Raw genomic sequence first — 515 nt, 5'->3', positions numbered from 1 at the left:
GCCTGCCCGCTGACGCCAAATAACGCGAATAGCTTGAAATTTCACTCTCGGACAAACTTGACGCCAACCGCGCACCAATCAAACCAGCAAACTCATCATCTGTACCAATCCTGGATTTAATTGCAAAGTTAACCCTGTCCTGAAGATCCCATAATGAATGATTCGGTCGATTGACCATTGCTCTCACCAGCTTCTCGAGCTTTACACTTTGAAGCCTTTCAACCCCAACAATGATAGGTCTAACAAAGCTTTCATAATCGTGATCATCATCTGCTAACGCTGTTACTACATCGTCCAGACTGGCGTTGCCGGGATCATAAATGGCGAGTGCTGCAACGCCAAATTCGAAGCCACTCTTACTAACAGTCGACTGCAGTTGGGCTAGCACTTCACCGTTCTCGGAAAATTGCTGCCGCAGTATATAGGAAGCTTCGAAATAGCTCTGCATTCTATGCCAAGAATGATCCGAATTGTTTCTGTGAATACTAGTCCCAGTCAAACAGTGCTGAAGCAGC

Annotated in this window: 1 protein-coding gene; it reads right to left on the bottom strand. The window is 46.2% G+C overall.

What is annotated here, in order from left to right; genetic code table 11:
* The coding region (locus BK660_RS32315; RefSeq protein WP_148057561.1) for a hypothetical protein at nucleotides 1-448 on the bottom strand (448 nt) is incomplete at its 3' end.
* Nucleotides 449-515: the final 67 nt, after the last annotated feature.

It is taken from the genome of Pseudomonas brassicacearum (assembly GCF_003732265.1).
GTDB classification, from domain to species: domain Bacteria; phylum Pseudomonadota; class Gammaproteobacteria; order Pseudomonadales; family Pseudomonadaceae; genus Aquipseudomonas; species Aquipseudomonas brassicacearum_D.
Note: the sequence above shows the minus strand (reverse complement) of the source record. Positions and strands in the feature narration are given on the sequence as shown.